Annotated in this window: 6 protein-coding genes; all 6 read right to left on the bottom strand. The window is 37.3% G+C overall.

The window, feature by feature from the left end:
• Window positions 1-278: 278 nt before the first annotated feature.
• Window positions 279-1,046, bottom strand: coding sequence for a type IV secretion system protein (locus ACFIL7_RS03180; protein WP_375633486.1), 768 nt, complete (start codon window positions 1,044-1,046; stop codon window positions 279-281).
• Window positions 1,043-3,514, bottom strand: coding sequence for a VirB4 family type IV secretion/conjugal transfer ATPase (locus tag ACFIL7_RS03175; protein ID WP_375683347.1), 2,472 nt, complete (start codon window positions 3,512-3,514; stop codon window positions 1,043-1,045). The genes ACFIL7_RS03180 and ACFIL7_RS03175 overlap by 4 nt, the downstream gene beginning before the upstream one ends.
• A 2-nt stretch (window positions 3,515-3,516) precedes the next feature.
• Window positions 3,517-3,825 carry a type IV secretion system protein VirB3 gene (locus tag ACFIL7_RS03170; RefSeq protein ID WP_375634372.1) on the bottom strand — a complete coding sequence of 103 codons (309 nt, stop codon included), beginning with the start codon at window positions 3,823-3,825 and terminating at the stop codon, window positions 3,517-3,519.
• Between the two features lie 12 nt (window positions 3,826-3,837).
• A complete protein-coding gene (locus ACFIL7_RS03165) occupies window positions 3,838-4,149 on the bottom strand; it encodes a conjugal transfer protein (protein ID WP_375634374.1) in 312 nt (103 codons plus the stop codon).
• A 239-nt stretch (window positions 4,150-4,388) separates the two neighbouring features.
• On the bottom strand, window positions 4,389-4,706 hold the full coding sequence (gene trwL / locus ACFIL7_RS03160; protein ID WP_375683346.1) for a VirB2 family type IV secretion system major pilin TrwL: 318 nt from the start codon (window positions 4,704-4,706) through the stop codon (window positions 4,389-4,391).
• 77 nt (window positions 4,707-4,783) lie between these two features.
• Window positions 4,784-5,098 carry a VirB2 family type IV secretion system major pilin TrwL gene (trwL, locus tag ACFIL7_RS03155; protein WP_375683345.1) on the bottom strand — a complete coding sequence of 105 codons (315 nt, stop codon included), beginning with the start codon at window positions 5,096-5,098 and terminating at the stop codon, window positions 4,784-4,786.
• Window positions 5,099-5,182: the final 84 nt, after the last annotated feature.

Raw genomic sequence — 5,182 nt, 5'->3', positions numbered from 1 at the left:
AGCAATTGCTTTTGAGGAAATACCCGTGACATATGTTTGTGTTACCTGGTTAATTTTATCGAAAAGTTGCGTGAACATAGTGAAGTTCATGGCATTCCTCTTTAACGAATTTTCAACTTTTTATATGATTTTTAAGCATTTTTCGTTGAATTTTTTAAGGATAAAATGAAACTTCGTAGACCTTTTCGATCTATGAGAGAGAATTGAGTATTACGCATTAACTTTTTCTTTTTACGAGCATACAGGAAAATAATATACAAAATGTTATTATAAAAGCTTTACCTAATAAATCTTATGGTAGGCATTTTCGTGTTTTTACTATTCAAAATTTTTATGTTATGCTTATCTTTCTGTTGTTTGATAAGTGTATGTTCAGCGTTGCGTAAATGTGTAACCATTTGTAGTTTTGCTGTTTCATTTTGTAGCATAGCAAGCATTCCAATTATATGTGCTTGTAACTCGGCAATACTTTTTAGATCTTTTGTTGTCGTGATTTCGTTTAATAGTTCTTCAATTTGCTGAAAACGATTGTTTGCTTCTTGAAAAGTTTTTAAACTTACGGCTTTATCAGTGATGGCTGCATATTGGATGCGCTTGTTGATAAAACTGCTAGATTCATGGATAGTGACAGGAATTTCTTCTTCTTTTAAAATATTTTCAAATGATGTAGATAGAGCAGAAGTTTTATTTCTATTGTAGAGATTCTCTGGATTTTTGAGAAAAAAGCTACTGTGATCTGTTTGTACATTTTTAAGTTTTTTAGTATCGAATTTTTGGCTTCCCGTTATAGATTCGTGTATCTTTTTTACTTCCTCAAGGTGTTTTTTTAGCATATCGAGAAGTTGGGCATCAGGTGGCGCTTTCTTTTGCTGTGGAGTTTTTTTAGACTTTGATGTATTTGAAGATGAACTTCCAAAAAAATTGGGCCACTTCGTTGGAACGGATGCCGATAAATCCGCCGCCCCAGCGCCCCAAACCCAAGCCATCGCTGGGTTTGAAATCCCTAAAGTTATTACAACTACTATTGAAATGACCTTTTTTTTCATGTTTCCCTCCTGTCATTTTTTGCGTGCTGTAAGAAAATTGGTAACCATATTGCCGGATCATCACCAACTTCTGCGATAATGCTTTCAGCTAACTCTGCGTTATCAGGCGTTCCTGATAACACTAAGAGCTCGTCACTAAAGTCGTGTTCGATGGTTTTTCCATCGCGTGTCAGATGGAATTTACCAAGATTCAGTTCTGCAAGCGCAGATTGATCACCCTGCTTAATGAGGAATTGGCGACTAAATTCACCAAGTCCTTTAACGAGTTCAAATTCGGCATCTGTTAGTTTAAAGCCTTTTGTATAATCTTCATAATTTGCTTTGGGATTGGCTAGAAAAATGTAAGTTGCACACTGTTGAATGAGTGTTTTGGCAATATTACTTTCCAAGGCATCGCTAGGTTCTTGTGTTGCATAAACAAAAATACCATTTTGTTTACGGATAGTCTTTTGTTTATTTTTCGCTAAATCTTCAAAGTACGGATCTTGCAAAGGCTTCCAAAACTCGTCAAAGATATACATAAATCGCTGTCCGCTAATCATGCCTTCTGTGCGGTAAAGCAAATACATCATCACTGGAGTGCGAGTTTCAAAATTATCTAAAAATTCCGTGATATCAAAGCCGTAAATTTGATGTGTTGAGAGATCAAGAGCATCATGGGGATTATCAAACAACCACCCATAATCACCACCTTCACACCATTTTAGTAAGCGAGCATGAACAGATGGGTGAGCATTATAATCACTTAAACGTGGATTTGGTAAAAATTGTACTAGAAAGGACAAACGACGGAGTGATCGGTCAATGTTAGCACTCATAACAGACATAACTGCTTTGTTAATTTCTTCTTCGTCGTGGTGCGTGACTTCACCACCAGCTTCTGCCAATTTTTTAACAAATTGTTTCAAAAAAATAAGATTTTCTTGTGTGGGTGGGAGTTGGAAAGGATTGAAACCACTTTTTCTGCCTGGCTTGAATGTTAAATATTTTCCACCCATCGCCCGAATGGCAATTTCCATACCACGATCTTTATCAAAAACAACAGTTGTCGGCTTAAATTTTTGTGCTTGTGCTAACAAAAAGCCGAGTAAAACGGTTTTACCCGAACCAGATTGTCCGATAAGCGCGGTATTACCAAGTAAACGTTTATCTGTCGAGTCCTCTTCAAGTTTGGAGGCATGAAAATTGAAATAAAGCGGCGTTTTACTGGTTGTTTTAAGAATTGTGACGGCTGGTCCCCATGGGTTGCCAGTGGGTTTTCCTGACATAAAGTTATGAAAAGATGAAAATGATAAAAAGTTCAATGATGTAATCGGAGCAGGACGCGGTCTCCATTTCCAATTGCCAGGAAGTTGTGCCCAATAGCCAGCCTCTATTGCTAAGTCTACAGGTTTAGGCAGTACCGCAACGTCTAGTAATGCTGCACTTGCTTTGGCCATATGGTCGCGAACTTGTTGAATTGTATCACCATAGATCGTTAATGTGCAGTGATGTTCTCCCATGACAAAATGCCCACTGATAAGCTGGTTTAGTGCTTCGTCAATCTGTTCAATTTGGCTCGTTGCCACATCTCGTGCATCAATCAGATTACGCTGATGCCGTTGTAAATAATCTTTAGCAGCATGTCGGGAGAGCACCGAAAAGCTCTGCGTCAATACGAACTCGAAGTCACTTTCCAACAAAACATTCAATTGTCCTGGTTTGGTTGTTGCATCATATTCTTTAATTTCCAGCATTCCAAATCGACGCATTCCACTGGTTGTTCGCAGTTCACCAAGAGCGCCCCATTTTGAGAAAAAAGGTCGATTGACAGACATATAGTCAGCAAAACGGTCATGGCAAATTGGCATAGGGCGATATTCACCATTGACAAGCATTCCAAGGAATTCAAGTGCAGAAGAATAAACATGCCCATTTTTTTCATAAGCACCAAGAAGTTCTGCACCGTAACGGTTTAAAGATTGGCCTAAAGTACGATTGATGTCATTGAGTTCTTTGATACATGTGTCTTGTCGCATCTTTTTTTGATCAAGCGTTTCACGTTCATGTTTAGAAAAGAACGACATAATTTTATCCGCTATCGGTTGAAAAATGACAGTCAGATATAAATCATTGACCATCAAATTATAACCAGTAAAGCTTTGTCGATATTTTTCATCAAGTTGATAGCAAAACATTTGATCAAATGTTGAATCAGGATATTCATAAACACGGCGGCGCACAATATGCGTCCAAAATGATAAATTGGCTGATGCAAGACCCCGTAGAGTATTGTTAAGCTCTTTTATCCATTGAAAAATATCTTCTTCTGAAGCGCTTTGATGCGAACGCCCGTCAATTTTCCAAATTGACAAATATTCCGCATTTTTAGTAGAAATAATCGTATCTGTAATATGATGTGAATAAGGCAGAAACAGGCTTACAGGTGCCTCTGATGCAAGGCGTTTGCTGCTTTCAACAGCTGTCATGTTTATCTCCTTTTACTATAATCAGAGGGACTATAACTTGATGCGCCCCAAAAACCTTTATTGCGATTGCGAAATTTAGTATCGATCCATAACCACCAGATACGAAACGCCTTATCATCGTTTTTAGTAATTTGCACCATAATGAACCATAATGGAGGTGCTATAATCCACAAAAAGATACTTACTGTCATAGCAGTAGCAGCGACCCCCATAACCATAACGATAAATGGCATCATGGGGACCCCCCATATAGTTGGAACACGTGTTGCTCCTTTGAATAGGGGGAATTCTTTTTGTTCTTGTGATTTCATGGGGTGCTCTTGTCAGTGGAGGTGAAATAATATGTGGCTAATATAAAAGGCTGCACCAGCAATAATGACACTGAATGCCCATCGTATAAATGTAGCTCTTGCAATGATGCGAAATATATAAATAAGCAAAAGAAATAAAAGAATAATAATGGCGACGATAGGAATAAGTATACTTAATCCATATTGCATCCCTACGAAGGCATCCAAGCTCTCAGTTTCCGTCTGAGCATATGCAGACTGCGTTATTAATAACATCATTGAAGTGATAATAATAACATTAATCTTGTTGCACGTCTTCGCTTGAAACGTATTTGATTGTTTCATATCCTTTATCCCCTTTTAATTAAAGTTGCTATAAACAATATTCCTTTTTTCAGTATGGCTACATTATTACTGGTACACACCTATAATCGATGGATATTAAAAACATTACGTATTATACTGATTCATGAATTACCTTTCAATAATATTGCAGTAACTTTGGTTGTAGAGGGTACGATAATAATACTGATTGTCTATCGTATAAACGTATCGTGTTATATTATTTGTAATTGATGCCATTATCACGCTGTTTTAAATAGCAGAGTAACAAGTTGGGCTGAAGAACCTGCAATGACAACACCAATTGCCCAGCGTACAAACGTATCCTTTCCGATGTAGCGTCCCGCATAACCAATTGCTAAACATAAAAGTATAACGGCAGCAGCGATAGGGATAATTACTTTTAAGTCTGTCTGTAAACCTGTTAGAGCGTTCTCTGCGTTTTTTAAAACGCTTGCGGCGGCGTAAGCAGAACTATCCATGAACAATGCAGTCATAGCAGCAGAAATTGCGATGATTTTGTTGTTACTTTTCGATTGAACACTAATTAACTTTTGCATATTTCACTCTTATTAAAATCTAGATAATATTTTTATATAAATAAACATATTGTTTTTATGAGTCATAATTAACGCCACTATGGCTTAAATAGCAGAGTAACAAGTTGGGTTGCAGAACCTGCGACGACAACACCTACTGCCCAACGTACAAAAGTGTCTTTTCCGATGTAGCGTCCTGCATAGCCAATTGCTAAGCACAACAGTATAACGGCAGCAGCGATAGGGATAATTACTTTTAAGTCTGTCTGTAAACCTGTTAGAGCGGTCTCTGCATTTGTTAAAATGCCTGCGGCGGCGTAAGCAGAACTATCCATGAACAATGCAGTTATAGCTGCAGAAATTGCGAGGATTTTATTGTTACTCTTCGATTGAATACTAGTTAATTTTTGCATATCTCACTCTTATTAAAATCTGGATAATATTTATATAAATAAACATATTGTATTTATAATTAACGCCATTATTACGCTGTTTTA

Source organism: Bartonella sp. AP3QHHD (assembly GCF_042195765.1).
Taxonomy (GTDB): Bacteria; Pseudomonadota; Alphaproteobacteria; order Rhizobiales; family Rhizobiaceae; genus Bartonella.
Note: the sequence above shows the minus strand (reverse complement) of the source record. Positions and strands in the feature narration are given on the sequence as shown.